At 60.2% G+C, this 25,913-nt stretch carries 25 protein-coding genes and 1 tRNA gene; 12 read left to right on the top strand and 14 right to left on the bottom strand.

Annotated features, from left to right (window positions below):
* Nucleotides 1–94: 94 nt before the first annotated feature.
* Nucleotides 95–2,320 carry an NADP-dependent isocitrate dehydrogenase gene (locus NPS58_RS27155; RefSeq protein ID WP_274118300.1) on the bottom strand — a complete coding sequence of 742 codons (2,226 nt, stop codon included), beginning with the start codon at nucleotides 2,318–2,320 and terminating at the stop codon, nucleotides 95–97.
* 414 nt (nucleotides 2,321–2,734) lie between these two features.
* Between NPS58_RS27155 and icd the strand changes: the two genes are divergently transcribed.
* The gene (gene icd / locus NPS58_RS27150) at nucleotides 2,735–3,991 is read left to right on the top strand and encodes an NADP-dependent isocitrate dehydrogenase (RefSeq protein WP_274118299.1); all 1,257 of its coding nucleotides are present in this window, start codon (nucleotides 2,735–2,737) and stop codon (nucleotides 3,989–3,991) included.
* 67 nt (nucleotides 3,992–4,058) lie between these two features.
* Here icd and cspD read toward each other — a convergent pair whose 3' ends face one another.
* The gene (gene cspD, locus NPS58_RS27145; protein WP_274118298.1) at nucleotides 4,059–4,322 is read right to left on the bottom strand and encodes a cold shock domain-containing protein CspD; all 264 of its coding nucleotides are present in this window, start codon (nucleotides 4,320–4,322) and stop codon (nucleotides 4,059–4,061) included.
* A 227-nt stretch (nucleotides 4,323–4,549) separates the two neighbouring features.
* On the opposite strand from cspD, the gene clpS reads away from it, so the two are divergent.
* Nucleotides 4,550–4,912, top strand: a complete 363-nt coding sequence (clpS, locus tag NPS58_RS27140; RefSeq protein WP_028944251.1) for an ATP-dependent Clp protease adapter ClpS — start codon at nucleotides 4,550–4,552, stop codon at nucleotides 4,910–4,912.
* Nucleotides 4,913–4,942: 30 nt separating this feature from the next.
* Entirely contained in the window at nucleotides 4,943–7,213 is a 2,271-nt protein-coding gene (gene clpA / locus NPS58_RS27135; protein WP_274118297.1) for an ATP-dependent Clp protease ATP-binding subunit ClpA, read from the top strand.
* 114 nt (nucleotides 7,214–7,327) lie between these two features.
* On the opposite strand, the gene infA is transcribed toward clpA, so the two are convergent.
* From infA to aat, 3 genes are all read right to left on the bottom strand, one after another.
* Entirely contained in the window at nucleotides 7,328–7,546 is a 219-nt protein-coding gene (gene infA, locus NPS58_RS27130) for a translation initiation factor IF-1 (protein WP_002553999.1), read from the bottom strand.
* A gap of 104 nt (nucleotides 7,547–7,650) precedes the next feature.
* Nucleotides 7,651–8,358 carry an arginyltransferase gene (locus tag NPS58_RS27125; RefSeq protein ID WP_028944253.1) on the bottom strand — a complete coding sequence of 236 codons (708 nt, stop codon included), beginning with the start codon at nucleotides 8,356–8,358 and terminating at the stop codon, nucleotides 7,651–7,653.
* Nucleotides 8,359–8,415: 57 nt separating this feature from the next.
* On the bottom strand, nucleotides 8,416–9,096 hold the full coding sequence (gene aat, locus NPS58_RS27120; RefSeq protein ID WP_274118296.1) for a leucyl/phenylalanyl-tRNA--protein transferase: 681 nt from the start codon (nucleotides 9,094–9,096) through the stop codon (nucleotides 8,416–8,418).
* Nucleotides 9,097–9,443: 347 nt separating this feature from the next.
* Here aat and ftsK point away from each other — a divergent pair, with 347 nt between their 5' ends.
* The 6 genes from ftsK (at nucleotide 9,444) to cysG (ending at nucleotide 16,968) form a co-directional block, all read left to right on the top strand.
* Nucleotides 9,444–11,879, top strand: a complete 2,436-nt coding sequence (ftsK, locus tag NPS58_RS27115) for a DNA translocase FtsK (RefSeq protein ID WP_274118566.1) — start codon at nucleotides 9,444–9,446, stop codon at nucleotides 11,877–11,879.
* Between the two features lie 63 nt (nucleotides 11,880–11,942).
* Entirely contained in the window at nucleotides 11,943–12,566 is a 624-nt protein-coding gene (lolA, locus tag NPS58_RS27110) for an outer membrane lipoprotein chaperone LolA (protein ID WP_274118295.1), read from the top strand.
* An 18-nt stretch (nucleotides 12,567–12,584) separates the two neighbouring features.
* Nucleotides 12,585–13,910, top strand: coding sequence for a replication-associated recombination protein A (locus NPS58_RS27105; protein WP_274118294.1), 1,326 nt, complete (start codon nucleotides 12,585–12,587; stop codon nucleotides 13,908–13,910).
* Complete coding sequence (crcB, locus tag NPS58_RS27100; protein ID WP_274118293.1) at nucleotides 13,907–14,281, top strand: fluoride efflux transporter CrcB; 375 nt, start codon at nucleotides 13,907–13,909, stop codon at nucleotides 14,279–14,281. Before NPS58_RS27105 ends, crcB begins: the two co-directional genes overlap by 4 nt.
* A 17-nt stretch (nucleotides 14,282–14,298) precedes the next feature.
* Complete coding sequence (gene serS / locus NPS58_RS27095) at nucleotides 14,299–15,579, top strand: serine--tRNA ligase (protein ID WP_274118292.1); 1,281 nt, start codon at nucleotides 14,299–14,301, stop codon at nucleotides 15,577–15,579.
* Complete coding sequence (gene cysG, locus NPS58_RS27090) at nucleotides 15,580–16,968, top strand: siroheme synthase CysG (protein WP_274118291.1); 1,389 nt, start codon at nucleotides 15,580–15,582, stop codon at nucleotides 16,966–16,968. It begins immediately after the preceding gene.
* A 77-nt stretch (nucleotides 16,969–17,045) separates the two neighbouring features.
* Here the strand turns inward: cysG and NPS58_RS27085 are convergent, their stop codons facing one another.
* The 8 genes from NPS58_RS27085 to NPS58_RS27050 all read right to left on the bottom strand — a co-directional run bounded on the left by NPS58_RS27085 (nucleotide 17,046) and on the right by NPS58_RS27050 (nucleotide 22,845).
* Nucleotides 17,046–18,005 (bottom strand): glutathione S-transferase family protein, encoded by a 960-nt coding sequence (locus NPS58_RS27085; RefSeq protein ID WP_274118290.1) that lies wholly within the window; start codon nucleotides 18,003–18,005, stop codon nucleotides 17,046–17,048.
* Nucleotides 18,006–18,114: 109 nt separating this feature from the next.
* On the bottom strand, nucleotides 18,115–19,110 hold the full coding sequence (locus tag NPS58_RS27080; RefSeq protein ID WP_425313150.1) for a glycosyl transferase family protein: 996 nt from the start codon (nucleotides 19,108–19,110) through the stop codon (nucleotides 18,115–18,117).
* Entirely contained in the window at nucleotides 19,107–19,442 is a 336-nt protein-coding gene (locus NPS58_RS27075) for a TusE/DsrC/DsvC family sulfur relay protein (protein ID WP_274118289.1), read from the bottom strand. The genes NPS58_RS27080 and NPS58_RS27075 overlap by 4 nt, the downstream gene beginning before the upstream one ends.
* A complete protein-coding gene (gene tusB, locus NPS58_RS27070; protein ID WP_274118288.1) occupies nucleotides 19,439–19,738 on the bottom strand; it encodes a sulfurtransferase complex subunit TusB in 300 nt (99 codons plus the stop codon). Before tusB ends, NPS58_RS27075 begins: the two co-directional genes overlap by 4 nt.
* Nucleotides 19,738–20,097: a sulfurtransferase complex subunit TusC gene (tusC, locus tag NPS58_RS27065; RefSeq protein ID WP_274118287.1), complete on the bottom strand. Its 360-nt coding sequence runs from the start codon at nucleotides 20,095–20,097 to the stop codon at nucleotides 19,738–19,740. Before tusC ends, tusB begins: the two co-directional genes overlap by 1 nt.
* Before the next feature lies 1 nt (nucleotide 20,098).
* Entirely contained in the window at nucleotides 20,099–20,491 is a 393-nt protein-coding gene (tusD, locus tag NPS58_RS27060; protein ID WP_274118286.1) for a sulfurtransferase complex subunit TusD, read from the bottom strand.
* 114 nt (nucleotides 20,492–20,605) lie between these two features.
* Entirely contained in the window at nucleotides 20,606–21,985 is a 1,380-nt protein-coding gene (locus NPS58_RS27055; RefSeq protein ID WP_274118285.1) for a nucleobase:cation symporter-2 family protein, read from the bottom strand.
* 188 nt (nucleotides 21,986–22,173) lie between these two features.
* Nucleotides 22,174–22,845: a Bax inhibitor-1/YccA family protein gene (locus tag NPS58_RS27050; RefSeq protein ID WP_028944268.1), complete on the bottom strand. Its 672-nt coding sequence runs from the start codon at nucleotides 22,843–22,845 to the stop codon at nucleotides 22,174–22,176.
* Between the two features lie 121 nt (nucleotides 22,846–22,966).
* On the opposite strand from NPS58_RS27050, the gene NPS58_RS27045 reads away from it, so the two are divergent.
* The 3 genes from NPS58_RS27045 to NPS58_RS27035 all read left to right on the top strand — a co-directional run bounded on the left by NPS58_RS27045 (nucleotide 22,967) and on the right by NPS58_RS27035 (nucleotide 24,802).
* Nucleotides 22,967–23,054, top strand: a tRNA-Ser gene (locus NPS58_RS27045).
* A gap of 182 nt (nucleotides 23,055–23,236) precedes the next feature.
* Nucleotides 23,237–24,313: a hypothetical protein gene (locus NPS58_RS27040; RefSeq protein WP_274118284.1), complete on the top strand. Its 1,077-nt coding sequence runs from the start codon at nucleotides 23,237–23,239 to the stop codon at nucleotides 24,311–24,313.
* Complete coding sequence (locus NPS58_RS27035) at nucleotides 24,314–24,802, top strand: hypothetical protein (RefSeq protein WP_274118283.1); 489 nt, start codon at nucleotides 24,314–24,316, stop codon at nucleotides 24,800–24,802.
* A gap of 41 nt (nucleotides 24,803–24,843) precedes the next feature.
* Here the strand turns inward: NPS58_RS27035 and NPS58_RS27030 are convergent, their stop codons facing one another.
* Complete coding sequence (locus NPS58_RS27030) at nucleotides 24,844–25,911, bottom strand: tyrosine-type recombinase/integrase (RefSeq protein WP_274118282.1); 1,068 nt, start codon at nucleotides 25,909–25,911, stop codon at nucleotides 24,844–24,846.
* Between the last annotated feature and the right edge of the window lie 2 nt (nucleotides 25,912–25,913).

Genomic DNA, 25,913 nt, shown 5'->3' with positions numbered 1-25,913 from the left:
AGCATGGAGCTCGTTCTTGTGGCTTGCAGCTTGCAGCTAAAGAAAACCCCGGTGCGTGGCCGGGGTTTCTTTTTACTGCTTCAAGCTGTTGCTCTTACAGGGCGGCAATCGCGCTGTTGAGGGTCTGGCTTGGGCGCATCACTTTGCTGGTCAGCTCGGCATCCGGGTAGTAGTAGCCACCGATTTCAGCCGGCTTGCCCTGAACGGCGTTGAGCTCGGCGACGATGGTCGCTTCGTTTTCGGCCAGGGCTTTTGCCAGTGGGGCGAAGCGCGCTTGCAGGGCGGTGTCGTCGCTCTGTGCAGCCAGCGCCTGGGCCCAGTACAGGGTCAGGTAGAAGTGGCTGCCGCGGTTGTCGATACCACCCACCTTGCGCGCAGGGGACTTGTTGGTGTCCAGGAACTGGCCGGTGGCCTGGTCCAGGGTCGCCGCCAGTACCTTGGCTTTCGGGTTGGCGTAGGCGTTGCCCAGGTGCTCGAGGGAGGCGGCCAGGGCCAGGAACTCGCCCAGCGAATCCCAGCGCAGGAAGTTTTCTTCGACCAGTTGCTGTACGTGCTTGGGTGCAGAGCCGCCAGCGCCGGTTTCGAACAGGCCGCCGTTGTTCATCAGCGGAACGATCGACAGCATCTTGGCGCTGGTGCCCAGCTCCATGATCGGGAACAGGTCGGTCAGGTAGTCGCGCAGTACGTTGCCGGTCACGGAGATGGTGTCCTGGCCCGCGCGGATGCGCTGCAGGGAAACCTTCATGGCCTCCACTGGCGACAGGACGCGGATGTCCAGGCCGGTGGTGTCGTGGTCCTTGAGGTATTGCTGGACCTTCTCGATCAGCACGCCGTCGTGGGCACGCTGCGGGTCGAGCCAGAACACCGCCGGGGTGTTGCTGGCGCGGGCACGGTTGACGGCCAGCTTGACCCAGTCCTGGATCGGCGCGTCCTTGGTCTGGCACATGCGGAAGATGTCGCCAGCTTCGACGTCCTGGGCCAGCAGCAGGTTGCCCTTGCCGTCAACCACGCGGATCACGCCATCGGCCTTGGCCTGGAAGGTCTTGTCGTGGGAGCCGTATTCTTCGGCTTTCTGCGCCATCAGGCCAACGTTCGGTACGCTACCCATGGTGGTCGGATCGAATGCACCGTGTTGCTTGCAGTCCTCGATGACGGCCTGGTAGATGGTTGCATAGCAACGATCCGGGATCACGGCCTTGGTGTCTTGCAGCTGGCCTTCGGTGTTCCACATCTTGCCCGAGTCACGGATCATCGCCGGCATCGAGGCGTCGACAATGACGTCGCTCGGTACGTGCAGGTTGGTGATGCCCTTGTCGGAGTTGACCATGGCCAGTGCCGGGCGCACGTCGTAGACGGCCTTGATGTCGGCTTCGATCTGCGCTTGCTGTTCAGCTGGCAGGGCCTTGATACGGGCGTACAGGTCGCCGATACCGTTGTTCAGGTTGAAACCGATCTGGGCCAGTACGTCGGCGTGCTTGTTCAGCGCGTCCTGATAGTACTCGGCAACGATCTGGCCGAACATGATCGGGTCGGAGACCTTCATCATGGTGGCTTTCAGGTGTACCGACAGCAGTACGCCCTTGGCCTTGGCATCTTCGATTTCGGCGGCGATGAAGGTGCGCAGCGCCTTGGTGCTCATGACGGCGCAGTCGATGATCTCACCGGCCTTGACGGCGGTCTTTTCTTTCAGAACGGTGGTGTTGCCGTTCTTGTCCAGCAATTCGATGCGCAGGCTGTCATCGGCTTCGATCAGTGCGGCTTTTTCGCTGCCGTAGAAGTCGCCCTGGCTCATGTGTGCCACGTGGGACTTGGAGTCGGCAGCCCAGGCGCCCATCTTGTGCGGGTGCTTGCGAGCGTAGTTCTTGACCGACAGCGGGGCGCGGCGGTCGGAGTTGCCTTCGCGCAGGACCGGGTTCACGGCGCTGCCCTTGATGCGGTCGTAGCGAGCCTTGGCTTCTTTCTCGGCATCGGTGCTGGCGGCTTCCGGGTAGTCGGGAACGTTGAAGCCCTTGGCTTGCAGTTCCTTGATCGCGGCCTTGAGCTGCGGTACCGAGGCGCTGATGTTCGGCAGCTTGATGATGTTGGCTTCTGGCGTGGTTGCCAGTTGGCCCAGTTCTGCCAGGTGGTCGGCCACTTGCTTGTCGGCGCCGAGCTGTTCAGGGAAGGCAGAAAGGATGCGGCCGGCCAGAGAGATGTCCCGGGTTTCTACGGCGATGTCGGCGCAAGCGGTGAAGGCTTCGACGATGGGGAGCAGTGAATAGGTGGCGAGGGCGGGGGCTTCGTCGGTGAAGGTGTAGATGATCTTGGATCGGGTGGGCATATTCGGGTTAACTCTCTGTTTTGCTGAGCGTGCGCAGAATCTCGAGGTGCGCAGGGTAGGCGCTTCACTCAGACACATCTATGAGCAGAAGGTCGAGGGTTCTGTGCGGTGATGGTGGATTGCATCAGTCGAGTGTCAAACGGCTGAACTGCGGTAACAGCCCAGTCTTGTCGGGGCCTGCAGGTCTATTCCAGACGGTTCGCCCCAAGTGACCCTTTGGTCACCGGCGGAGTATACCAAACCCTAGGTCTTAATCATCAAGATCAACATGTATCGGGGGCTTTTTTAGACCAAAGATGTAGGCCAAACCGCCCCATTGCGGGGCATTCGCGCACATGGTTCCCGTTGCCGTGCAACTGGGTTACGCTCTGGGGATCCAGATGACGTACCACACCAAAAAAAACGGAGTGCAGCATGGGATACCAGAAAATCAAGGTTCCGGCAGTCGGCGACAAAATCACCGTCAACGCAGACCATTCTCTAAATGTTCCTGATAATCCGATCATCCCGTTCATCGAAGGCGACGGCATTGGCGTCGACGTCAGTCCCGTCATGATCAAAGTGGTTGATGCTGCTGTAGAGAAAGCCTATGGGGGCAAGCGCAAGATTTCCTGGATGGAAGTCTATGCCGGCGAAAAAGCCACCCAGGTATACGACCAGGACACCTGGTTGCCCCAGGAAACCCTGGATGCCGTGAAAGATTACGTCGTCTCCATCAAGGGGCCGCTGACCACCCCGGTCGGTGGCGGTATCCGCTCCCTGAACGTTGCCCTGCGCCAGCAGCTGGACCTGTATGTATGCCTGCGTCCGGTGGTGTGGTTCGATGGCGTGCCGAGCCCGGTGAAAAAGCCTGGCGATGTCGACATGGTGATCTTCCGCGAGAACTCCGAGGACATCTATGCCGGCATCGAGTGGAAGGCCGGCTCGCCCGAAGCCAACAAGGTCATCAAGTTCCTCAAGGAAGAAATGGGCGTCACCAAGATCCGTTTCGACCAGGACTGCGGTATCGGCATCAAGCCGGTGTCCAAGGAAGGCACCCAGCGCCTGGTGCGCAAGGCCCTGCAGTATGTAGTGGACAACGACCGCAAGTCGCTGACCATCGTGCACAAGGGCAACATCATGAAGTTCACCGAAGGTGCCTTCAAGGATTGGGGCTACGAGGTGGCCAAGAACGAATTCGGTGCCGAGCTGCTCGACGGTGGCCCGTGGATGAAGTTCAAGAACCCCAAGACCGGTCGTGAAGTCATCGTCAAGGACGCCATTGCCGACGCCATGCTCCAGCAGATCCTGCTGCGCCCGGCCGAGTACGATGTGATCGCGACCCTCAACCTCAACGGCGACTACCTCTCCGATGCCCTGGCGGCAGAAGTGGGGGGCATCGGTATCGCCCCGGGTGCCAACCTGTCCGATACCGTGGCCATGTTCGAGGCCACCCACGGCACCGCGCCCAAGTACGCCGGCAAAGACCAGGTCAACCCGGGCTCGGTGATCCTCTCGGCCGAGATGATGCTGCGTCACCTGGGCTGGACCGAGGCGGCCGACCTGATCATCAAGGGTACCAACGGGGCTATCAAGGCCAAGACCGTGACCTATGACTTCGAACGCCTGATGGAGGGTGCAACCCTGGTCAGCAGTTCCGGTTTCGGCGAGGCACTGATCAAGCACATGTAATAAAAAGCAGGCAAACAAAAGCCGACCCGTTCGCAGGAACGGGTCGGCTTTTTATTGCGTCCAGCGGTCAGGCGCCGATGGTGCTGTCTGCTGTAGAGGTGGCGGCTGGCGCGGTGTCGAGTTTTCGGTTGGCATCCTGGATTTCGATGGCATGCAGTCCCTTGGGGCCCTGGATGATTTCGAACGTGACAGCCTGGCCGGCTTTCAGCGTTTTGTAACCGTCCATCTTGATGGCGGAGTAGTGGGCGAAAAGATCTTCGCTTTTCCCTTCTTCGTTGATGAATCCGTAGCCCTTGGCATTGTTGAACCACTTGACTTTACCGCTTGCCATCCTCATATCCCTCTGCAAAGGACTCCATCACTGGAGTATCATCCACTCCATCCGCATATGAACCTGCGAAAATTCTGGTTGACTGCGCGGATCTTTATCGACCACGGTGGGTTCTTATTGGTTGTAACACCGTTTTGCCGATAGTCAAGGTCGGGCGACAGTCGTTCAAGCGTCGGCTTTGCGGTCAACCCACAACCTTAACCTGTCGAAATGATGAATTTCTTTCCATGCATGTACATAGCCAGATTCGACTAACATTCAATCAGGATCGCCCGCAATCGCATGAGGACGATGGTTCCGGCCTGGCGGTTCAGGAAGCCAAGCCAGCGCTGCAGGCGCCACCCATGTACAAGGTGGTTTTGTTCAACGATGACTACACACCGATGGATTTCGTCGTCGAAGTGCTCGAGGTGTTTTTTAACCTGAATCGCGAGCTGGCGACCAAGGTCATGCTGGCCGTCCACACAGAAGGACGGGCAGTGTGCGGATTGTTTACCCGCGACATCGCCGAGACAAAGGCCATGCAGGTCAACCAATACGCCAGGGAAAGCCAGCATCCGCTACTCTGTGAAATCGAGAAGGACGGTTAATCGCCGACCACTTGGGTATGAGGTGAAGCTATGTTAAACCGCGAGCTCGAAGTCACCCTCAATCTGGCCTTCAAGGAGGCACGTTCGAAGCGTCATGAGTTCATGACCGTCGAACACCTGCTGCTGGCATTGCTGGATAATGAGGCCGCAGCCACTGTTTTGCGTGCCTGCGGCGCGAACCTCGACAAACTCAAACACGACCTGCAGGAGTTCATCGACTCCACCACGCCGTTGATCCCCGTGCATGACGAGGACCGCGAGACCCAGCCAACCCTGGGCTTCCAGCGTGTATTGCAGCGCGCAGTCTTCCACGTCCAGAGCTCGGGCAAGCGAGAAGTCACCGGCGCCAATGTACTGGTGGCGATTTTCAGCGAACAGGAAAGTCAGGCGGTGTTCCTGCTCAAGCAGCAGAGCGTCGCCCGTATCGATGTGGTCAACTACATCGCCCATGGCATCTCCAAGGTGCCGGGGCATGGTGAGCACTCCGATGGCGAACAGGACATGCAGGATGAAGACGGTGGCGAAACCTCGTCGTCGGGCAATCCCCTGGATGCCTATGCCAGCAACCTCAATGAACAAGCCCGCCAAGGCCGCATCGACCCTCTGGTCGGGCGCGAGCTGGAAGTCGAGCGCGTAGCGCAAATTCTTGCGCGTCGGCGCAAGAACAACCCACTGCTGGTGGGTGAGGCTGGTGTCGGCAAGACCGCCATCGCCGAAGGCCTGGCCAAGCGTATCGTCGACGGCCAGGTGCCGGATCTGCTGGCGCAGAGCGTGGTCTATTCCCTTGACCTGGGTGCGCTGCTCGCCGGTACCAAATACCGCGGCGACTTCGAGAAACGCTTCAAGGCGCTGCTTGGCGAACTGCGCAAGCGGCCTCAGGCGATCCTGTTCATCGATGAAATCCACACCATCATCGGTGCCGGTGCGGCATCGGGCGGGGTGATGGATGCCTCCAACCTGCTCAAGCCGCTGTTGTCGTCGGGTGATATTCGTTGCATCGGCTCCACCACCTTCCAGGAATTTCGCGGCATCTTCGAGAAGGACCGTGCCCTGGCCCGGCGTTTCCAGAAGGTCGATGTCAGCGAGCCATCGGTGGAAGACACCGTCGGCATCCTGCGTGGCCTCAAGGGGCGCTTCGAGACCCACCACAACATCGAGTACAGCGATGAGGCCTTGCGGGCTGCAGCCGAGCTTGCGGCGCGCTACATCAATGACCGGCACATGCCGGACAAGGCCATCGATGTGATCGACGAGGCGGGTGCCTACCAGCGCCTGCAACCGGTCGAGATGCGCGTCAAGCGTATCGATGTGCCGCAAGTTGAAGACATCGTCGCGAAAATCGCACGGATTCCGCCAAAGCATGTCACCAGCTCCGACAAGGAACTGCTGCGCAACCTGGAACGCGACCTGAAGCTGACCGTGTTTGGCCAGGATGCGGCGATCGATTCGCTGGCAACTGCGATCAAGTTGTCGCGGGCAGGCCTCAAGTCGCCAGACAAACCCGTCGGTTCCTTCCTGTTCGCCGGCCCTACCGGCGTGGGCAAGACCGAGGCGGCGCGTCAGTTGGCCAAGGCCCTTGGGGTGGAGTTGGTGCGCTTCGATATGTCCGAGTACATGGAGCGCCATACCGTGTCGCGCCTGATTGGTGCCCCTCCGGGCTATGTCGGGTTCGACCAGGGTGGCCTGCTGACCGAAGCCATCACCAAGCAGCCGCACTGCGTGTTGCTGCTCGATGAAATCGAGAAGGCGCACCCTGAAGTCTTCAACCTGCTGTTGCAGGTGATGGACCACGGCACCCTGACCGACAACAACGGGCGCAAGGCGGACTTTCGCAACGTGATCGTGATCATGACCACCAACGCCGGTGCTGAAACCGCTGCGCGAGCCTCCATTGGCTTCACCCAGCAGGATCACTCCTCCGATGCCATGGAAGTGATCAAGAAGAGCTTCACTCCTGAGTTTCGCAACCGTCTGGACACCATCATCCAGTTTGGTCGCCTCAGTCACGAGACGATCAAGAGCGTGGTGGACAAGTTCCTCATCGAGTTGCAGGCGCAACTGGAAGACAAGCGCGTCCTGCTGGAGGTAAGCGATGCGGCGCGCAGCTGGCTGGCTGCTGGCGGTTACGATGCGCAGATGGGTGCGCGGCCGATGGCGCGGCTGATCCAGGACAAGATCAAGCGGCCGCTGGCCGAAGAGATCCTGTTCGGCGAGCTGGCCGAGCATGGCGGTGTGGTGCATGTCGACATTCGCGATGGCGAGTTGGTGTTCGACTTCGAGACCACGGCCGAGATGGCGTAACGCTCGCGGGGCAAGCCCGCTCCTGCAGGTTATGTGGGAGCGGGTTTGCCCCGCGATGTTTTCAATGCAAACAAAAATGCCCGGCAAATCGCCGGGCATTTTTGTTGGTGTTGCTTATCGAGCGCGGTAGGTGATGCGCCCTTTGCTCAGGTCATAAGGCGTCAGTTCGACGCGGACCTTGTCACCGGTCAGAATACGAATGTAGTTCTTGCGCATTTTTCCTGAGATATGCGCGGTAACGACGTGCCCATTTTCCAACTCCACACGGAACATGGTGTTGGGCAGGGTGTCGACGACAGTGCCTTCCATTTCGAAGCTGTCTTCTTTCGACATGCAGTAAAGCCCTCGGTGTCCAGTTAATGGCCCGGTGCACGACTGCGCCAGGCAAAAAAAGTGGCGTGCATTGTGCCCGAAAAATGGCCTTCAAGCCAATGATTTCAGTTCAGGGTCACCCAGCGCTGATTGATCAACAGCTCGATGGGGCGGTACTGGGTCTTGTAGTTCATTTTTTTGCAGTTCTTGATCCAGTAGCCGAGGTAGACGGCGTCCAGCCCCAGGCGCAGGGCTTCGGTGATCTGCCAGAGGATGGCGTAGCGGCCCAGGCTCCTGCGCTCCTCGTCGGGCTCGTAGAAGGTGTAGACCGCCGAGAGGCCGTTGGGCAGCAGGTCGGTGACCGCCACGGCTACCAGGCGGCCCTGCAGGCGGAACTCGTAGAAGCGTGAGAACGGCAGGTCCCGGACCAGGAAGGTGGAAAACTGGTCGCGGCTGGGTGGGTACATGTCGCCGTCGGCGTGGCGTTGCTCGATGTAGCGCCGGTACAGCTCGAAGTACTCTTCTTTGAAGGCTGGGCGGGCGGGTGTGACGGTGAGGTCGGCGTTGCGCTTGAGAATGCGTTTTTGCTGGCGGTTTGGCAAAAAGCGCGCAGACGGGATCCGCGCCGGTACGCAGGCATTGCAGTTCTGGCAGTGCGGGCGATACAGGTGGTCGCCGCTGCGCCGGAAACCCATTTCCGACAGGTCTGCATAGACATTTACGTCCATCGGCTGGCTCGGGTCGAGAAACAGCGTGGTGGCTTGTTCGTCTGGCAGGTAGCTGCAGGAATGGGGTTGAGTGGCATAAAACTTCAACCGCGCCAGCTCTGTCATGATCAACCCCTCGGGAGGTGCGTTTGAATTAAGTGTAAGCCAGCTGGAAAAACTCGCCTAGCAAACCCAGCTGGCACTGTTGGGTTGATCCAGGTAGCGCTGCAAATAGTCGGCAAAGGTGGCGCGGGCGATGGCCCGCGCGCCCAGGCTGTGCAGGTGGTCGGTGGGCATCTGACAGTCGATCAGCACGAATCCGGCCTGCTGCAGGTGTTCTACCAGGGTGACGAAGCCGACTTTCGAGGCGTTGTCGGCGCGGCTGAACATCGACTCGCCGAAAAACAGCCGTCCCATGGCCAGGCCGTACAAGCCGCCCACCAGCTCGCCGTCCTGGCGCACTTCAACGCAATGGGCGAAGCCCTGCTGGTGCAGCTCGAGGTAGGCCGCCTGCATGCTGTCGGTGATCCAGGTGCCGTCGGCATAGTCGCGGGGCGCGGCGCAGGCGGCAATGACGGCGGCAAAATCCTGGTCGAAACTGACCTGGTAGCGCCCCTGGCGCATGAGTTTACGCAAGGAGCGCGATACATGCAGCTCATCCGGAATCAGCACGGTGCGCGGGTCGGGCGACCACCAGAGGATCGGCTGGCCATCCTGGTACCAGGGAAAGCAGCCATGGCGATAGGCTTGCACCAGGCGCTCCGCGCTCAGGTCGCCGCCTGCGGCGAGCAGGCCGTTGGGGTCGCGCAGGGCTTTGTCCAGCGGGGGGAAGGTCAGGGTATCGCGGCTCAACCAGGTCAGCATCGTCGTTCTGTGATGGAGGAGGGGAGGGCGCTCAGGATCGCCTGAAAACCTATCGCGGGACAAGCCCGCCCCACCGCGCCGGGGTGTAGCCGCGGGCTTGCCCCGTGAAGACCAGTGCAGCCTGCGCGACGCACAAAGCAACTTGCACCGCCCTTTGTTGTCACACCTGCGTAAAAACACCGCATAAGCCTTTGTCACAAAAGAAAATGCGTGCTCAAATTGCGATATAGGAAATTGGCCCCCGTTTACGCTTCCTTCTGGCGTGCCGTCATGGCGGTAGGCGGGCAGTAATGTTAAAAGTAGTGGTTTGTTGACTGTTCAATTGGGTCAATCACTGTTGGACGCGCATTGAGCGCAGGAATAGAAGCGTTTTGAAGAAATCCACCGCGACATCGAATCCCTTGCCTGTGCCGCTTTGGCGCCAGCAGCTGCATTATCGCCTCAAGGAAGGTGCGCTGATCGCCATGGGGGCGCTGTGCCTGTACCTGTGGATGGCGCTGCTGACCTACGACCAGGCCGACCCAGGTTTCAGCCACACCAGCAATGTCGAGCAGGTGCAGAACGCCGCCGGGCGTGCCGGCGCCTATTTCGCCGACATCCTGTTCATGGTGCTGGGCTATTTCGCCTATATCTTTCCGTTGCTGCTGGCGATCAAGACCTGGCAGATCTTCCGTGAGCGTCACCAGCCCTGGCAGTGGAGCGGCTGGCTGTTCTCCTGGCGCCTGATCGGGCTGGTGTTCCTGGTGCTGTCGGGCGCGGCGCTGGCGCATATCCATTTCCATTCCGCTGCAAGCCTGCCGGCCTCGGCCGGTGGCGCGCTGGGTGAAAGCCTGGGCGACCTGGCCAAGAATGCCCTGAACGTGCAGGGCAGCACCCTGATGTTCATCGCCTTGTTCCTGTTTGGCCTGACGGTGTTCACCGACCTGTCGTGGTTCAAGGTCATGGATATCACCGGCAAGATCACCCTCGATCTGTTCGAGCTGTTCCAGGGCGCCGCCAATCGCTGGTGGGCCGCACGCAACGAACGCAAGCGCCTGGTGGCGCAGCTGCGCGAGGTCGACGACCAGGTTCACGAGGTGGTGGCGCCAGTGGTGGCTGATCGCCGCGAGCAGGCCAAGGCCAAGGAACGCATCATCGAGCGCGACCAGGCCCTGAGCAAACACGTTGCCCAGCGTGAACAACAGCCGGCCCCGGTAATCATGCCGGCCCCGGCCAAGGCGCCGGAGCCCAGCAAGCGCGTGCAAAAGGAAAAGCAGGCCCCGCTGTTCGTCGACAGCGCCGTCGAAGGCACCTTGCCGCCGATCTCCATCCTCGATCCTGCCGAGAAAAAACAGGTCAATTATTCGCCGGAATCCCTGGCAGGCGTTGGCCACCTGCTGGAAATCAAGCTCAAGGAGTTCGGTGTCGAGGTCTCGGTCGACTCGATTCACCCGGGCCCGGTGATTACTCGTTACGAAATCCAGCCGGCCGCAGGCGTCAAGGTCAGCCGTATTGCCAACCTGGCAAAAGACCTGGCGCGGTCCCTGGCCGTGACCAGCGTACGGGTGGTCGAGGTCATTCCTGGCAAGACCACCGTGGGTATCGAGATTCCCAACGAAGACCGTCAGATCGTGCGCTTCTCCGAAGTGCTGTCGTCGCCGCAGTACGACGAAGCCAAGTCGCCGGTCACCATGGCCCTGGGCCATGACATCGGCGGCAAGCCGGTGATTACCGACCTGGCCAAGATGCCGCACCTGCTGGTGGCGGGTACCACCGGTTCCGGTAAGTCGGTGGGCGTTAACGCCATGATCCTTTCGATCCTGTTCAAGTCGGGCCCTGAAGACGCCAAGCTGATCATGATCGACCCGAAAATGCTCGAGCTGTCGATCTACGAAGGCATTCCGCACCTGCTATGCCCGGTGGTCACCGACATGAAGGACGCCGCCAATGCCCTGCGCTGGAGCGTGGCCGAGATGGAGCGGCGCTACAAGCTGATGGCGGCCATGGGTGTGCGTAACCTGGCCGGCTTCAACCGCAAGGTCAAGGACGCCGAAGAAGCCGGCGAGCCGATCTACGACCCGATGTTCAAGCGCGAAAGCATGGACGACACGCCGCCGCTGCTCAAAACCCTGCCGACCATCGTGGTGGTGGTGGACGAGTTCGCCGACATGATGATGATCGTCGGCAAGAAGGTCGAAGAGCTCATCGCCCGTATCGCCCAGAAGGCCCGTGCTGCCGGTATCCACCTGATCCTCGCCACCCAGCGTCCGTCGGTGGACGTGATCACCGGCCTGATCAAGGCCAACATCCCGACCCGCATGGCGTTCCAGGTTTCGAGCAAGATCGACTCGCGGACCATCATCGACCAGGGCGGTGCGGAGCAGTTGCTCGGTCACGGTGACATGCTCTACATGCCACCTGGCACCAGCCTGCCGATTCGTGTGCATGGTGCTTTCGTTTCCGACGATGAAGTCCACCGTGTGGTCGAGGCCTGGAAGCAACGGGGTGCGCCGGACTACAACGACGACATCCTCAATGGCGTCGAAGAGGCCGGTAGCGGCTTTGAAGGCGGCGGTGGTGGCGGCGACGGTGACGATGCCGAAACCGATGCCTTGTACGACGAAGCCGTGCAGTTCGTGCTCGAAAGCCGTCGTGCGTCCATCTCCGCCGTGCAGCGTAAGCTGAAGATTGGCTACAACCGCGCCGCACGTATGATCGAAGCCATGGAAATGGCCGGTGTGGTAACGGCCATGAACACCAACGGCTCGCGCGAAGTGATTGCCCCGGGGCCATCCCGCGACTGATGAACCACCCAGCCTGCGGCCTGAAGCGGCCGCAGGCCCATTCATACTGCAACGAGGATTTCCATGCGCCTGATTCGCATGATGTTGGTTTCCGCTATCGCCCTGTCCAGCGCCTCTGTGTTTGCCGGTGAGCAGGACGTGGCGCGCTTGACCCAGTTGCTGGAAAAGTCCAGGACGATCGAGGCGCGCTTCTCCCAGCTGACCCTGGACGCCAGTGGTACCAGCCTGCAGGAAACCGCAGGGCAGATGTCGGTGCAGCGCCCTGGGCTGTTCTACTGGCACACCGATGCTCCGCAGGAGCAGGTAGTGGTCTCGGACGGCAAGACGGTCACCCTGTGGGACCCGGACCTGGAGCAGGCGACCATCAAGAAGCTCGACCAGCGCCTGACCGAGACGCCGGCACTGCTGTTGTCCGGTGATGTATCGAAGATCAGCCAGAGCTTCGATATCACCTCCAAGGAGCAGGGCGACGTGATGGATTTCACGCTCAAGCCGAAAACCAAGGACACCCTGTTCGACTCCCTGCGCCTGTCGTTTCGCAAAGGGCTGGTCAACGATATGCAGTTGATCGACAGCGTCGGCCAACGCACTAATATCCTGTTTACCGGGGTCAAAGCCAACGGGGCGATTCCTGCGAGCACATTCAAGTTCGAGATCCCGAAAGGCGCCGATGTCATTTCGGAATAAGAGGTAGTAGCAGCGCCCATGGACCTGTTTCGTAGCGATCCCGTAGCCCAGCCCCTGGCCGCGCGCCTGCGCCCGGCCAACCTGGACGAGTACGTCGGCCAGGAGCACCTGCTGGCCCGCGGCAAGCCGCTGCGCGAGGCGCTGGAGCAGGGTGCGCTGCACTCGATGATCTTCTGGGGCCCGCCGGGCGTGGGCAAGACCACCCTGGCGCGGCTGCTTGCGCAATTTTGCGATGCACACTTCGAAACGGTGTCGGCCGTGCTGGCCGGGGTCAAGGAAATCCGCCACGCAGTGGAGATTGCCAAGCAGCAAGCCGGTCAGTACGGGCGTCGCACCATCCTGTTCGTCGATGAAGTGCACCGCTTCAACAAGTCCCAGCAAGATGCCTTCCTGCCCTACGTCGAAGACGGCACGCTGATCTTCATTGGTGCCACCACCGAAAACCCCTCCTTCGAGCTGAACAACGCCTTGCTCTCGCGTGCGCGCGTGTACGTGCTCAAGAGCCTCGACGAGGCCGCACTGCACAAATTGGTGGGGCGGGCGCTGAGCGAGGAGCGTGGCCTGGGCAAGCGCCAGCTGCGCCTGGGCGACGAAGCCTTCAAGATGCTCATGGCCGCTGCCGATGGCGATGGCCGGCGCATGCTCAACCTGTTGGAAAACGCCTCGGACCTGGCCGAAGACGGCAGCGAAATCGGCGTGGAATTGCTGCAGAGCCTTCTGGGCGACAGCCGTCGACGTTTCGACAAGGGCGGCGAGGCCTTCTATGACCAGATCTCCGCACTACACAAGTCGGTGCGCGGCTCCAACCCCGACGGCGCGTTGTACTGGTTCGCGCGCATGCTCGATGGTGGCTGCGACCCGCTGTACATCGCCCGCCGCGTAGTGCGCATGGCCAGCGAAGACATCGGCAACGCCGACCCCCGTGCCCTGAGCCTGTGCCTGGCCGCATGGGACGTGCAGGAGCGCCTGGGCAGCCCCGAAGGCGAGCTGGCGGTGGCCCAGGCCATTACCTACCTGGCCTGCGCGCCGAAGAGCAACGCGGTGTACATGGGCTTCAAGACGGCCCTGCGCGAGGCTGGCGAGCACGGCTCGCTGGAAGTCCCGCTGCACCTGCGCAACGCCCCGACCAAGCTGATGAAGCAACTGGGTTACGGCGACGAGTATCGCTACGCCCACGACGAGCCCGATGCCTATGCCGCCGGTGAAGACTACTTCCCGGATAACCTTGAGCCGCGCCATTACTACCAGCCGGTCCCGCGGGGCCTGGAACTGAAGATCGGTGAAAAGCTCAAGCACCTGGCCGAGCTCGACCGCAAGAGCCCGCGGCAGCGGAGAAAGCCATGATTGCCGTGATCGCCGCCGTCAGCGCTGGAGGCATTGCTGGCACCTTGCTGCGGTTTGCCACCTCCAATTGGGTCAACGCCCACTGGCCACGTCACTTCTATCTCGGTACGCTGGCGGTCAATCTGATTGGCTGCCTGTTGATCGGCGTGCTGTACGGGCTGTTTCTGCACCGCCCGCTGGTGCCGGTCGAGCTGCGTGCCGGCTTGATCGTCGGCTTCCTCGGCGGCCTGACAACCTTTTCATCCTTTTCACTGGATACCGTGCGCCTGCTCGAAAGCGGGCAGGCGCCGCTGGCCTTCGGCTATGCTGGGCTCAGCGTAATGGGCGGGCTGCTCGCAACCTGGGCCGGCCTGTCTTTGACCAAATTCTGAACCAACGAGAGAACGATATGCTCGATTCCAAACTGTTACGCGGCCAACTTCAGGAAGTGGCGGACCGCCTGGCCTCCCGTGGCTTCAGCCTGGATGTCGCGCGCATCGAAGCACTGGAAGAACGCCGCAAGGTGGTGCAGACCCGCACCGAACAACTGCAGGCCGAGCGTAACGCCCGTTCCAAGTCCATCGGCCAGGCCAAGGCCCGTGGTGAAGACATCGCGCCGCTGATGGCCGACGTCGAGCGCATGGCTGGCGAACTCGCCAGTGGCAAGGTCGAACTTGATGGCATCCAGGCGGAACTGGATACCATCGTGCTGGGCATTCCCAACCTGCCGGACGAAAGCGTGCCGGTCGGCGCCGACGAAGATCACAACGTTGAAGTACGCCGCTGGGGCACCCCGCGCAACTTCGACTTCGAGATCAAGGACCACGTTGCCCTGGGCGAGCTGAGCGGCGGCCTGGACTTCGAAACTGCAGCCAAGCTGTCGGGTGCCCGTTTCGCCTTGCTGCGTGGCCCGATTGCCCGTCTGCACCGCGCCCTGGCGCAGTTCATGATCAACTTGCACACCAGCGAGCACGGCTACGAAGAAGCCTACACCCCGTACCTGGTACAGGCACCGGCACTGCAAGGCACCGGCCAGCTGCCCAAGTTCGAGGAAGACCTGTTCAAGATCAGCCGCGACGGCGAGGCCGACTTCTACCTGATTCCGACCGCCGAAGTGTCGCTGACCAACATCGTGGCGGGCGAGATCCTCGACGCCAAGCAACTGCCGGTCAAGTTCGTCGCCCACACCCCGTGCTTCCGTAGCGAAGCCGGTGCTTCGGGCCGTGACACCCGCGGCATGATCCGCCAGCACCAGTTCGACAAGGTCGAGATGGTCCAGATCGTCGAGCCGAGCAAATCCATGGAAGCCCTGGAAGGCCTGACAGCCAACGCCGAGCGCGTACTGCAGGCGCTGGAGCTGCCTTACCGCGTACTGGCGCTGTGCACCGGAGACATGGGCTTCAGTGCGGTCAAGACCTACGACCTGGAAGTCTGGGTGCCGAGCCAGGACAAGTACCGCGAGATTTCCTCGTGCTCCAACTGCGGTGACTTCCAGGCGCGCCGCATGCAGGCACGCTGGCGCAACCCGGAAACCGGCAAGCCCGAGCTGGTGCACACCCTGAATGGCTCGGGCCTGGCGGTCGGTCGGACCCTGGTTGCGGTGCTGGAAAACTACCAGCAGGCCGACGGCTCTATCCGTGTGCCAGAGGTGCTCAAGCCTTACATGGGCGGCGTCGAGGTCATCGGTTAAATGGAGTTTCTGCCGCTGTTCCACAAGCTGCGCGGTAGCCGTGTACTGGTTGTCGGTGGGGGCGAGATTGCCTTGCGCAAATCCCGCCTGCTGGCCGATGCCGGTGCAGTGCTGCGCGTGGTCGCGCCTGAAATCGAAGCGCAACTGGCCGAGCTTGCCCGGCACAGCGGTGGTGAAATCCTCGGGCGTGGCTACCAGACAACCGACCTGGATGGCTGCCAGCTGATCATCGCCGCCACCGACGACCCGGCGCTCAATGCGCAGGTCTCGGCCGATGCCCACCAGCGCTGCGTGCCGGTCAATGTGGTCGATGCGCCAGCGCTGTGTTCGGTGATCTTCCCAGCGATTGTCGACCGCTCACCCCTGGTGGTGGCGGTGTCCAGCGGCGGCGATGCGCCGGTGCTGGCGCGGCTGATCCGGGCCAAGCTGGAAACCTGGATTCCGGCGGCCTACGGCGAGTTGGCCGGGCTGGGCGCGCGCTTTCGCGACAAGGTCAAGGCACTTTACCCGGACGTCAATCAGCGCCGCGGCTTCTGGGAAGATGTATTCCAGGGCCCGATCGCCGAGCGACAGCTGGCTGGGCAGGGCGCTGAAGCCGAGCGCTTGCTGCAGGCCAAGATCGACGGTGCCAGTCACCAGGCGTCGGGTGAGGTTTACCTGGTGGGTGCCGGCCCGGGTGATCCGGACCTGCTCACCTTCCGGGCCCTGCGCCTGATGCAACAGGCCGACGTGGTGCTCTACGACCGTCTGGTGGCCCCGGCGATCATCGAGTTGTGCCGTCGTGATGCCGAGCGCATCTACGTCGGCAAGCGCCGCGCCGATCACGCCGTACCGCAGGAGCAGATCAACCAGTTGCTGGTCACCCTGGCGCGCCAGGGCAAGCGGGTGTTGCGCCTCAAGGGCGGTGATCCCTTCATCTTCGGCCGTGGTGGCGAAGAGATCGAGGAGCTGGCGGAGCAGGGCATTCCGTTCCAGGTGGTGCCGGGTATCACGGCAGCCAGTGGTTGCTCGGCCTATGCCGGGATTCCACTGACGCATCGTGACTACGCCCAGTCGGTACGCTTCGTCACCGGCCACCTGAAGGACGGCACCAGCAATTTGCCATGGAATGACCTGGTGGCGCCCGCCCAGACCCTGGTGTTCTACATGGGGCTGGTGGGGCTGCCGACTATCTGCGCCGAGCTGATTCGTCATGGCCGTGCCGCCGATACCCCGGCGGCGTTGGTGCAGCAAGGTACCACCCCGAACCAGCGGGTGTTCACGGGTACCCTGGCAGACTTGCCTGCGTTGGTGGCGGAGCACGAAGTGCATGCGCCAACGCTCGTGATCGTTGGCGAAGTAGTCCAGTTGCGTGAGAAGCTGGCCTGGTTCGAGGGCGCGCAGTCCTGATGTCATCGCGGGGCAAGCCCGCTTCCACAGCGATGTAATTCTGTGGGAGCGGGCTTGCCCCGCGATCATTCCCGCCTTTATTTCCCCCAGATCCCTTTACCGGGCAAGCGCTCCCGGTCATGCCCCACCCCGAAACCCTGCAAAGGCCCCTTGGGCACAATTCCGTTCGGGTTTATGGTCTTGTGGCTCATGTAATAGTGCTTCTGGATATGCTCGAAATTGACCGTCTCGGCCACCCCCGGCCATTGGTAAAGCTCCCGTAGCCAGTTCGTCAGATTCGGGTAGTCGGCCAGGCGCCGCAGGTTGCACTTGAAATGCCCGTGGTACACCGCATCGAAACGAATCAAGGTGGTGAACAACCGCCAGTCGGCCTCGGTCAGGTAGGCACCCGTCAGGTAGCGTTGCTCGCTCAGGCGTTTATCCAGGCAATCCAGCTCGGCAAACAGCTCATCGAACGCCTGCTCGTACGCCTGCTGCGAGGTGGCGAAGCCTGCGCGGTACACGCCGTTGTTCACTGCCGGGTAGATTCGATCATTGAGCATGTCGATCTCGGCTTGAAGCGGTTCCGGGTAGAGGTCCAGGGTATTGCCGGTCAGTTCGTTGAACGCACGGTTGAAGATACGAATGATCTGCGCCGACTCATTGTTGACGATGCGCTGTTCCTGTTTGTCCCACAGTACCGGCACCGTGACCCGGCCGCTGTAGTGCGGGTCGTCACGGGTATAGCGCTGGTGGAGAAAATCCAGGTGTTCGAGTTTGTCGCCGGTGGAGCCCCGGCCCTGGTCGAAGGTCCAGCCGTGTTCACCCATCAGCCAACTGACCACCGACACATCGATCAGGTCCTCCAGGCCCTTGAGCTTGCGAAAAATCAGCGTGCGGTGGGCCCAGGGGCAGGCCAGCGACACATAAAGGTGATAGCGCCCGGCCTCGGCGACGGGCAGCGAGTTGTGGCGCTGCGTGCTTTCGCGCTGGAATGCGCCATCCTTGCTGCTTTCGTACCACTGGTCATGCCAGCGTCCATCGATCAACAGGCCCATGGGTAGCTCCTTGGTGATTCGTTCGAATATAGAACCCAGTGTACGGGCCTGGGTTCGAACAAATAGCGCAAAGTCTTCGCCTGTTTGATCGACTGCGTTGATGAATCGCTCAGGCCAGGCGTTGATCCCAGTAGCGCTGGGCCTGAGCAAAGGCTTCTTCGCGTGTCTGGCCGAGGCCTCGCAAGGCCAGTGCCATGGTCGCTACCACGGCCAGTTCGCCGTAACTGTCGCGGGCTTCGCCACGCCAAACCGCCAGTAGTTGCCCAGGCTCGAGGCTGGCCGGTTTGACATGGCGCCGGGCCGCCAGTGCCGGCCATTCCTCGTCCCAGTCTTCACCGTTGGCGGTACCGTAGAGGTGGCTGCTGGTGTCGGGATTGATCTCGATCTCGCCGCCATCGCCCTTGATCACAATGGCCGTGTCGCCGAGCAGGCGGCTGGCCTCGCGGTGCACGGCCTGGTAGCCGGGGTGGAAGATACTTTGCAGGCCGCAGCGGGCGCCCAGGGGGTTGAGCACCCGGGCCAGGGAATGGATCGGCGAGCGCAAGCCCAGGGTATTGCGCAGGTCGATCATGCGCTGCAGGCGCGGCGCCCAGTCTTGCAGGGGGATGAACGCCAGTTGCTGGCTGTCCAGGGCCAGGGAGACGGCATTCCAGTCACGGCACAGGGGAATGTGCAGCAGTTCCAGGACCTGTTCGGTGTAAAGACGCCCGGCCGTGTGCGCACCACCGCCATGCAGCAGGATGCGTACACCATTGCCAGCCAGGCACTTGGCGGCCAGCAGGTACCAGGGCAGGTGGCGCTTTTTGCCTGCATAGCTTGGCCAATCGAGATCGACCGCAGTCGGCGGGGCATGCAAACGCTGGCGCAAGGCCTCGGTGAACCCCGCCAGCTCCTCGGGGCTTTCTTCCTTGTGCCGTAGCAGCATCAGGAAGGCGCCCAGCTGGGTTTCCTCGACCTTGCCATCGAGCAGCATGCCCATCGCCTCGCGGGCTTCTTCGCGGTTCAGTCCGCGCGCACCACGCTTACCCTTGCCAAGGATGCGTACGAACTGGGCAAAGGGGTGTTCGGCTGGGGTTTCGGTGATCAGCGGGCGAGGGTCGGTCATATGCAGTTGGTCGGCTTCGGCAGGCCCGCAAGCTTTGCGGCGAGTTTGGCAGGGGTGCCTTTGAAGAGGCGATTGAGGTGCAGGCTGTTGCCTTTTTCCGGGCCCAGCTTGAGTGCGGTGTACTTGATCAACGGACGAGTGGCCGGCGACAGCTCGAACTCCTGGTAGAAGGCACGCAGCAGCGTCAGCACCTCCCAGTGTTCAGGGGTCAGTTCCAGTTGCTCGTGTTCGGCCAGGGCCTGGGCGACTTCATCCGACCAGTCGCCAAGTTCGACTAGATAACCGTCCTTGTCCAGGGCGATGGTGCGCGTGCCAACAGTCAGGGTATTCATAGCCAGCTGTTGACCTTGTCAAAGTCCAGCGACAGCGCCACGAATGCCGGGTAGTCGACTGCGCGGGTATCTTCATCTGCATGAATGGCGCGCGCTTGCAGGTCTTCTTCGAGGGCGAACAGGCGACCTTGCAGGTTGCTCGCCTGCAGCGTGGCCAGTGACTCGCTGCCGGGTTGCAGGGCATACACCGCATCGCCGCACAGCAACAGGCCGTCCTGGGCGCCGAGCAAGCGCAGGCAGCTAGCCAGACGATTGTCGCCAAACGGCGAGTGGGAAATTACATGCAAGGTGCTCATCAGAGGGTTACCACCTGGTCGAAACGGTCGATCAACGCGGCCAGCGCGGCGTCATCCAGCACCTCTACCGGCAGGGTCAAGCTGTCGGCATCCAGGCCGCGCGCCTTCAGGCTGCTGCTGGCTGCGAACAGCTCTTCGACGCCAAACATCGGCAGGGCCTGCAGGTTGGCGGCAAGGTTCTTTTGCTGCAATTGCGCAGGCTGTTGGCCGGGTGCGAGCTGGAATACGCCATCATCGAGAAACAACATGCCCAAGGGCAGGTCGAAGGCGCCGCCGGCCAGGGCAATATCCAGGGCTTCGCGGGCAGAGGGGCCAGCCCAAGGCGCCTGGCGGCTGATAATCAGCAAGGACTTGGCCATCTCAATCGCCTCCAAAGCAGATCAGCCGGTCGGCGTCTTGTGCGCCCTCATGCAACTGGCCGAGGCCGGACAGCTCCCAGGGCGCTGGCAGATTCACCGCCGGACGCTGATAACGCTGCGCCTCTTCGGCGTTGAGGACGCCGCGGCGCAGGGCGGCAGCGATGCATACCACTGCATCGAGGCCGTGTTCACTGATAAAGGCGCGCCACTGGGCGGCCACATCCAGCTCATCCTGCGGGGTGACCACATTACTCGAGGCGCTGTGCACACCGTCCTGATAGAAAAACAGCCGGACAATATCGTGCCCGCCAGCCAGCGCCGCCTGGGCGAACAACAAGGCGCGACGGGAAGAGGGCGCATGGGCCGGAGAAAAAACCGCGATGGCGAACTTCATGGAAGGCTCATTCAGCAAAACTGCGCCAATCATAAAGCAAAAAGCCCGCAACGGCTGCGGGCTTCTATGGGGGCGGCTTGCACCGCGAAGGGCCGTTGGGCGGCCCGCGAGGGCTCAAACCTTCTCTTTATGCTCTGGCAAGAACCAGTTCAACACCAACGCACAAATCCCGCCGGTTGCAACACCCGATTCCAGCACATTGCGCAGCGCCGACGGCATGTGCGCGAGGAACTCCGGTACCTGTGCCACACCCAGGCCCAACGCCAGTGACACAGCGATTATCAGCAGGGCACGACGGTCGAGGTTGATGCTGGCCAGGATATTGATCCCCGACGCAGCCACCGCACCGAACATCACCATTGCAGCGCCGCCGAGCACCGGCTCCGGCACTGCCTGGATCACCCCGGCAACACTCGGGAACAGACCGAGAATCACCAGCATCGCGGCAATCCACACGCCAATGTGGCGGCTAGCGATGCCGGTCAGCTGAATAACCCCATTGTTCTGGGCGAAGATCGAACTCGGGAAGGTGTTGAACACCCCGGCCAGCAACGAGTTGGCGCCGTTGACCAGCACACCGCCCTTGATCCGCTGCATCCACAGCGGGCCTTCCACTGGCTGGCGCGATACCTTGCTGGTGGCCGTCACATCACCGATGGCTTCCAGCGAGGTCACCAGGTAAATCACCAGCATCGGAATGAACAGCGCCCAAGAGAAGCCCAGGCCGAAATGCAGCGGCATCGGCACCTGGAACAGCTCGGCTTCATGCATACCAGTGAAATCCAGGCGGCCCAGGTAGCCGGCCAGGGCATAGCCCACGGCCAGGGCAATGACGATGGCGCAGCTGCGCATCCACACCACCGGAATACGGTTGAGCACCACGATAATGGCCAACACCACGCCCGACAGCAGCAAGTTCTCGCCATTGGCGAAGGTGCCGTTGCCCATGGCGGTAAATCCACCGCCCATGCTGATCAGGCCTACCTTGATCAGGGTCAGGCCAATCATCAGCACCACGATACCGGTTACCAAGGGGGTGATCAGGCGCTTAACGAACGGCAAAATGCGCGAAATACCCATCTCCACGAACGAACCGGCAATCACCACGCCGAAAATCGCCGCCATCACCGCTTCAACCGGCATGCCTTGCTTGACCATCAGCGCGCCGCCGGCGATCAACGGCCCGACAAAGTTGAAACTGGTGCCTTGCACAATCAGCAGCCCGGCACCGAACGGCCCAAAGCGACGGCACTGCACAAAGGTCGCAATCCCCGAGATCACCAGCGACATCGACACGATCAGGTTGGTATCGCGCGCGGACACCCCCAGTGCCTGGCAGATCAACAGCCCGGGCGTCACGATCGGCACGATGATCGCCAGCAAATGCTGCAGCGCAGCCAGCATCGCGATCAGCGGCCGCGGCCTATCCTCAAGGCCAAGAACCAGTTCATTGACCTGCGCAGGTGCGCTGGGCCCTTGCTCGATTGAACTCATGGGAGTGCTGCCCCGGAAGAAAAAAGGAGCGCATTCTACGGGTTAATCCCTGTCATCGCCACGCCCACTGTAGGAGCGGGCTTGCCCGCCATGGCGATAGTTCAGTCGCATCGCATCGCGGGCGAGCCCGCTCTAACACCACCCACAAAAAAGCCCGCCGAAGCGGGCTTTCTCACACATTCACCTGATCAGTCATCACGACCCATCAAACCGAACAGCTGCAGCAGGCTGACGAACAGGTTGTAGATCGAAACGTACAGGCTGACAGTCGCCATGATGTAGTTACGCTCGCCACCGTGAATGATCGCGCTGGTCTGAAACAGGATGCAGACCGACGAGAACAGCACGAAACCGGCGCTGATCGCCAACTGCAGGCCGCTGATCTGGAAGAACAGGCTGGCCAGCACCGCACCCATGAGCACGAAGAAACCGGCGGTGATGAAACCACCGAGGAAGCTCATGTCCTTACGGGTGATCAGCACATAGGCCGACAGACCACCGAACACCAGCGCGGTCATGGCGAAGGCCGAGCTGACCACTTCAGCGCCACCGGCCATACCCAGGTAACGGTTGAGGATAGGACCGAGGATGAAGCCCATGAAGCCGGTAAGGGCGAAGGTGGACACCAGGCCCCAGGCAGAATCACGCAGCTTGTTGGTGAGGAAGAACAGGCCATAGAAGCCGATCAGCACAACGAAAATGTTCGGATAGCCAACGCGCATCTGCTGCGCGATGAAGGCCATGACGCCACTGAAGGCGAGGGTGATAGCCAGCAGTCCGTATGTGTTGCGCAGGACCTTGCTGACCTCCTGCTGCTCGACCTGCTGGCCGTGGTTGACGGCATAATCCTGTTCGCGCATGGCGACACTCCTGTGGGTTTGAAACGTTCAGATGCAAAGATCATAACAGAGCCTCGCAAAACAGCCCCATCGAGAGTTTGACAGCTTGTTTCATTTCGGTATTATGGCGCCCGCAATACGAGGAAGCGTGGCCGAGTGGTTTAAGGCAACGGTCTTGAAAACCGTCGATGGGCAACTATCCTAGAGTTCGAATCTCTACGCTTCCGCCATCTTCAAAGCCCTGATTATTCAGGGCTTTTTGCGTTTCTGGGGCTCCAGATTCCGCCTCGTCTCACGCTCGATAATTTCCGCATTTTTTCGATCGTTTCCGCAACCGTCGTTCTGCCATGAGCTATGTTTCCGCCTCGGGCTGGCGTTTGTATTCCACTCTTGATCCATTCCACGCATCGGCATGCCGGCCTCGAACGCCCTTTGCTTGCATGGTGGCGTTGGGCTACCCTTCGCCGCTGGTGTCCTCAGCAATGCTTGGTCCATGCTGTTGGCTCATACTGTCAATTTCATAAAGAATAGCGGTCAGGTTCATGCCGCAAGCAAGGGTGTCATGGCGAAGCTTAACAAACGGATTTACTATTTCCGATCTTTGACCGAGTCCAGAGAACTGCTAGATTTCAGTGAGGCACTGGCTGAAATTTCCGATTTAAAAACAATCGGTGAGAGTGAGGTTTCAATACTGGATGAAATTGTCCGTATCCAGCGTTTCAAAGACTTGCCCGAGGGGCGGCTCTATCATTTCGCCATGTACTCCCCAGGGCTAAAAACCGCGACTCTGACACCCAAAGCTGCTTCAAAGAAAGATGAGGAAGTAGGTGCAAATCCTCCCGCTGGACGAGAGTTTAAATCGGGTGAGTGTTACCTGTTCGTTTCCGGATCTAATGTGCTTTTTTGCGCTCATGGGCTGACCCCCTCTAGGGCGGGGCAGTATGTCTTCATGCTGCTGAAAAAATATGGCTATGAGTTAGACAGCTTTAAATTATCGCCAATTGCGAATGTTGATAAGCTTAAATTGCTGACCGAGCAAGGCGTAAAGTCCGTTCGCTTAAATGTCAGTGCGTATAAGCTAAGTTTGCCCAAGAAAAAAGAAGGCTGGCTTGGTCAGACATTTGCACCCGTTGGCAAGGAGCTGCTTGCGCTCGTCTCCAAGGATGCGACACGTTCGGAGGAGAAGGCTCTTGAGGATCTCGTGGTGTCGATTGAAATCGGCCTCGAAGGAAACTCGCGTGCTACGGATGAGTCGAAGGAGACAGTGGTCGATCTTGCTTCGGAAATCATCGAAAATGATGACGGCTATGACTTGGATAGCTTCACTATTATGACCCGGGAAAATACGCCTATTACCGGAGGCGATGTAAAGCTTCACACTACGGTACGTCCGGATAAGGTCGGTAGCTCTCTCAATTATGTTAATATTTGGGACGGTATGGAAGTTTATTACGCGCAGCTGAAGAAGCAGAAGCTTCTGGAGCAATAAATGAAAATCGACATCGACTATCGCAGGATAGTTTTTTTCATTGGTGCCGTGGTTGTAAGTCTTTGGTGCGGATGGAAGGGGCAACCGCTGGTTCATATGAGCGGTGATGCGAGATCGATGATCACAGATGTGTTTGCAATTCTTGCCGGTTTTCTCATGACGGTACTTACGTTGGTTATGGAGCCGAAAGCTGATGCACGTGTCTGGCGTGAAACTGCGGCGAAGCGAACTAATTTTGTCAGCCGGATCACTCGCTATAAATGGCTTTTCATGCTGTATCTAATTGTTCTTGGGTTTGTTTTCGCAGGGAACCTTTTGGGTGATAGCAAAGATGATAGCCTGAACGGCGCGCTGATTTGGGTAGAGCGCATTTATCTAACGCTGGCGACTCTGGCGTTCATCATCTCGTTGACGCTTCCCAATCGATTAATGCAGCTTCAGGTCGACCGGTATGATGAAGTGATTCGCGATCAGAAAAAGCCTGACTGAATGGTATCTCGGATGGAGGTGAGAAGGATCTCGCCTCCGATTTACCGAGTCGGTTCCACAATCTCGCCGAGTCGGCGATAGACGAAATCGGTGATTCGTTTGTCGGTATGCCCTAACAGGCGGCTCGCATGATCCAGATCGCCAATTTCACTTGCTGCTTTAGGTCGAATATCCCGGAACTGAAACTCTCGCACTTTTGCAGCAAGTAACGAGTCCGCATTATCGATTGCGGTTCTGATGGCTGCTTTCCGGGCGTCGTCGAAGCGCAGCCGTAGCATGGAAGACGTGACGTTTCTGCCATCTTGCGTGGTGATCAGGTAAGGGTTTCGTATTCCACGTTCATGTCGTTGTTGTAATAGCTTTTCAACCAGCACTCCAAGGGCATTCTTCCGGCCCGCTGATTCAAAGGCGATCCGCAGTTTTTTTGAAGTTTTGCGTTGAGCCACCTGAAGGTAGCCATCAACGCAATCCGCAGCTCGCATCGAAAGCACATCTGCGGGGCGTTGACCTGTCAGATAGGCGAGGTCCATTGCATCGCGCAGCTCACCTGGAGCGCATTCGTACACAGAATTCCAGATTTCCGGTCCGGCATAGAAATCGCGTGGTCGTTCTTTGTTTTTCCGCACACCAGCTGCAGGATTTTCTCTTTCCGTGATGCCCCATTCCCGCGCCATGTTGTAGATGTGCGAGAGAAGGGAGATCTCGCGGTTGGCCCGCACCTTTCCTGTTCGTTTATCTCGGTACTGAGCGATTATCTGAGGGGTGATGGCATCAATCGGTGCATCGGCAAATGCGGCACGAAGCTGCTTCAGTGAAAGCAGATTGTCCTTTTGCGTGCGGGGCATCTTGCTGGGTACGACGTCACGTTCATATCGATTGAAGACATCTCCAAGCAAGCGAACAATCTTGGGTACGGCCTTACGATCAAGCTTGGCCCATTCCATTTTTGCCACGTCCAAATCGGTGCCGAGCGGGATCTCGATCCGTTTCCCGTTCTCGTCGCGACCATCGTAGTAATAACCTATCCATTGCTTCCCGCTTTTGAGGGTGCGGACGCGCCGCAGCATTCGCGGCGGCAGGTCGCGGTTGGCGTTTTTTTTTAAGCGCATCG

The sequence above is a fragment of the Pseudomonas putida genome (assembly GCF_028682455.1).
Taxonomy (GTDB): Bacteria; Pseudomonadota; Gammaproteobacteria; order Pseudomonadales; family Pseudomonadaceae; genus Aquipseudomonas; species Aquipseudomonas putida_AA.
This window is presented reverse-complemented; position numbering and strand designations above follow the sequence as displayed.